This window comes from Sulfuricurvum sp., from assembly GCF_049305995.1.
In the GTDB taxonomy this organism is placed as follows: Bacteria; Campylobacterota; Campylobacteria; order Campylobacterales; family Sulfurimonadaceae; genus Sulfuricurvum.
In genome coordinates this window covers 1-3,985 of record NZ_JBAQPS010000018.1, presented here as the reverse complement: position 1 = coordinate 3,985, position 3,985 = coordinate 1, and the positions used below count along the sequence as shown (strand labels likewise).

Below are 3,985 nucleotides of genomic sequence, written 5' to 3'. Positions count from 1 at the left end.
CCGCTTTTATCCAAAAGTCGTTGGCAAAACACTCCGAAGAGCTTCGCCGTTATCCGAAAACGGCAGGGGAAGCGTATCTAAACGACTCGATGCGCGGGTTCGTCGAGAGCCGATTTGGGGTAAAACTCAAACCCAATGAACTGGTGAGTTCGTTCGGGACACGCGAAGTGCTCTTTAATTTCCCTCAGTACTATCTGTTTGATAAAAAAGAGCCTGTAATGGCGTACACCAACCCGTTTTATCAGATTTACGAGGGTGCGGCGATTGCCACACGAGCACGGGTGATCCATCTCAACTTGACCCAGCAAAACAACTTCAAACCGATCATCAACGACGCGGAACTCGCTGAGTGCGATTTGGTCATTTTGAACTTCCCGAACAACCCGACGGCATCAGTACTCAGCCTCGAAGAGTTGGGCGAATGGGTGAAGCTTGCACTCAAACACGATTTCTGCCTTATTAACGACGAGTGCTACAGCGAGATTTATACCGATCAGAAAGTCCCCTCGCTCCTTGAAGCATCGGTATATGTCGGTAATACGTCGTTTAAAAATGTCCTCGTCATTAACTCGATCTCCAAACGCTCTTCCGCACCGGGACTGCGCAGCGGATTTATCGCGGGGGATGCTGAGATTTTAAAAGGGTACGCACAGTATCGCACCTATGTCGGATGCGCCTCTCCTCTTCCATTGCAAGCGGCGGCGGCGATGGCGTGGGCGGATGAGTACCATGTGGCAAAAGCGCGCGCGGTATACGCTGAAAATTTCAAAGCGGCGCAAGAGATTCTGGGGATTACCACCTCCGATGCGACCTTTTACGTTTGGCTCAAAGTCCCTAATGCACTCGAGTTTACCCAAAGATTGTATCGCGACTATAACGTCAAAGTATTGCCGGGGGAATTTCTGGCACGCGAGGATGCTCAGGGTGAAAATCCGGGCATCGGCTATATCCGTATCGCCCTTGTCGAAGAGACGACACGAACCATCCAAGCACTTAATCGCCTAAAGGAGGCATTGCAATGACCGAAGCACTCAAAGAGAAGATCTATCAGGCACAAAGCGAGGGGGATATCGCCTCTTTGTACGTTCTCGAAGCGCAGGCGCATGAGCATTTCGATGAAGATACCCTTATGGCGTTTTATGCCAATATCCTCGACTTGGCATTAGAACGAATGACGAATGCGCTGGAGAACATGGAGCGTCTTGACATGAATGAAGTACAGGACTTTGCAACTATTCGTGCTTTGTATGAATACGCAATCGAGCATTACAGTGCGGGAAGCGCACATGATGCGAGTGCATTATTCGAAGTGCTCGGCGGAATCAGTAATGATGAGGCATTTAGTGCGGCGATGGGTGTTCACCGTGCAGGATGTGATGCCAAAATTCCGTTTGATGATTTTATCGATGAGTACGTCGATATGAACGCGACGCAAGAAGGCGGTAAATTTTATATCAGTTTTTTCAAAAAGGAGATTTTATGAAAAAGCTGGATTCCCGCTTTTGCGGGAATGACGGAGCGCACAAGTGCGCGTGGGCACTCTGCCGAAGAGAACTCAGCGTTAGCGTAGTCAAAGGGGGCTTTGTTCCCTTTGCGTATCAAAAGGAGACAATGTGAAAATCCACTTTATCGGTATCGGCGGGATCGGCATCTCAGGTCTGGCAAAATACATGCGTTTCAGCGGTCATGAGGTAAGCGGTTCGGACATGAAAGCGACTCACATCACCCAACGTCTCCTTGATCGCGGTATCACGGTTACCATCGGACATAATGCGGATAACATTCCTGATGGGTGTGATCTTGTTATCCATTCGGCGATTATCCGTCCGACCAACTCTGAAATCGTAGAAGCTCACCGCAGAGGGATTGAAGTGCTTCATCGTCGTGATGCTCTGTTGCGAATATTGAGTGAGAAAAAAGTCTACGCGGTGTGCGGTGCACATGGTAAAAGTACAACCACGGCAATTTTGGCGGCAATTATGGATGGAAGTGCGATCATCGGTGCAGAGTCTAAGGGATTCGGTTCTAACGTCCGCTATGATGGAAGTACTGATGTCATGCTCTTCGAAGCCGATGAGAGCGATGGAAGTTTTCTCAACTCAAATCCGTATTGCTCGATTGTTACCAATGCTGAACCAGAACATATGGAGTATTACAACTACAATATTGACGAGTTTCACAACGCGTATCTCCGTTTTATCGAAATGGCTCCCGTGCGTGTCATCAATGCCGAAGATCCGTTTATGGCGACACTCGAATGCGATGCATTGCGTCTCTATCCGAGTCAGGATATCACCAATATCACCTATACGCTCCTCGATGATGAACCCTACACCCGCTTTCACCTGAAAGGATTTGGAGAATTCGAGGTATGGGGATTCGGTGAACATATCGCAATGGATGCAAGTTTAGCGATCATGGCGGCGGCACAGACGATGAGCATTGCCTCTATCCGTGTACATCTCCTTAATTTTCGAGGAATCAAAAAACGGTTTGACGTGATTTTTAAAGGTTCTGATCGTGTCATTATCGACGATTATGCCCACCATCCGACAGAGATCAAAGCGACAATGCAGTCGCTCAAAACCTATGCCGAGCTAAAAGGGTTTAATCGTATCATTGCGATCTGGCAACCGCATAAATACTCTCGTACTATCGATAATCTCGATGCGTTTGTTGCGTGTTTCGAAGGGTGTTCGGAACTCGTAATCCTCCCTGTATGGGCAGCTAGCGAAGAGCCTCGTGAGATTGATTTTACAGGGCGTTTCGGACATTATAATCTCACCATGTGCGACAAACTTCACCGTGCAGGCGACACGATTGAAACGATCATAGGTGACACCGTATTCAAAACGTACGATCGCGATCTCATCGTCGGATTCGGAGCAGGGGATTTGACCTATCAGCTCAGAGGGACGAAGTAAATTATGATAAGCTATGCGGTTTGGTTTGGAATTGTTGTTCTCCTATTTGTATGGATGCATTATTTCACCGAATTGGGAACGAAACAAAAAACAGTGATTTCGGCTGTTTTGACTTTCATCATCAGCAGTGCGATCGCCTATAATATCGCCTCAGACCATGACCGTGAAAAAGTTATGGGAGTTGAGCAAAAATTCCGCAGCGGCGAAACGCTCATTTGTCGCGGAACGGAAGTCAATGCAACAACATTCGATTACAGTGTCGGAACCCAAAGCTTTATAGGGCTCAAAGGGACAAAGCATTATCAGCAAATCATCAACGCTCGTGAGTGCGAATGAGCCGATTTTCCGTTAACCTCGCCGAGCTTTTCGGCAAGCTCGATCTTCTCCCTCATATCGCCTCATTAGAGCAGTTTTTTTCCCGTGAACAAAACATCGCGATGCAGGGAGATCAGGAACGGCACTACCGCTATATCCAAGCTCTCGATGCGCTGGAGTTCAAAGCCCCGCCGAAGAGTGTAGCTTTTGAGAGCATTATCAACCACCTGAAAAAACAAGGGGTTTTGCGCTTCGAAGAGATCCACGAACTACTCAAAGTCGTCCGCTATTTTCGTCTTATGCGCAACCACAACTTCGCAGGTCTTATCGGTGAGTGGATGGAGACGATCATTATCCCCGAAGTGTTCAATGAGATCGATGAGTATTTCGATTACGAGGGAAACTTTGTCGAATCAAAAGATGAAGAGCTCTATAAAATCGCACAGCGGATCAAATCGATCAAAATAGAGATCAATGAGTCTATAAAACGGTTGTTTCACACCCAAAAACTTACCCCTTACCTCGTCGATACCCAGATACACTATATCAATGACGAAGAGACCCTTTTGGTGCGCGGCGGGTTCAACCACGTTCTTAAAGGTTCCGTTGTCGGACGGACGGGTGCGGGATTTTTCTACGTTGCCCCCGATTCGGTACTTCGTTCCAAAGAGCAGTTGCGCTATGTATTGCAGGAGCGGGAGAGCAAGCTCTATGAGTACGCGAAGCGTTTTAGCGCGAAACTCTCC

The 3,985-nt window shown here is 47.9% G+C and carries 4 protein-coding genes and 1 pseudogene; all 5 read left to right on the top strand.

The genetic code is table 11. The features are described 5' to 3' along the window. Positions 1 to 1,022: succinyldiaminopimelate transaminase (locus WA010_RS00660; RefSeq protein ID WP_422555250.1), on the top strand; the 1,022-nt coding region annotated here is incomplete at its 5' end. Beyond that, positions 1,019 to 1,483: a hypothetical protein gene (locus WA010_RS00655; protein WP_422555249.1), complete on the top strand. Its 465-nt coding sequence runs from the start codon at positions 1,019 to 1,021 to the stop codon at positions 1,481 to 1,483. The genes WA010_RS00660 and WA010_RS00655, both read left to right, overlap by 4 nt. A gap of 130 nt (positions 1,484 to 1,613) precedes the next feature. Then, on the top strand, positions 1,614 to 2,924 hold the full coding sequence (gene murC / locus WA010_RS00650; RefSeq protein WP_422555248.1) for a UDP-N-acetylmuramate--L-alanine ligase: 1,311 nt from the start codon (positions 1,614 to 1,616) through the stop codon (positions 2,922 to 2,924). 3 nt (positions 2,925 to 2,927) lie between these two features. Then, positions 2,928 to 3,260, top strand: a complete 333-nt coding sequence (locus WA010_RS00645) for a hypothetical protein (RefSeq protein WP_422555247.1) — start codon at positions 2,928 to 2,930, stop codon at positions 3,258 to 3,260. Then, positions 3,257 to 3,985 (top strand): annotated as a pseudogene (locus tag WA010_RS00640) (endonuclease MutS2); the annotation flags it as partial. The gene WA010_RS00645 and the pseudogene WA010_RS00640, both read left to right, overlap by 4 nt.

Coding starts and splice junctions, on each gene's coding strand:
- WA010_RS00655 (WP_422555249.1), top strand. CDS start 1,019: ATGACCGAAGCACTCAAAGAGAAGATCTATCAGGCACAAAGCGAGGGG.
- WA010_RS00645 (WP_422555247.1), top strand. CDS start 2,928: ATGATAAGCTATGCGGTTTGGTTTGGAATTGTTGTTCTCCTATTTGTA.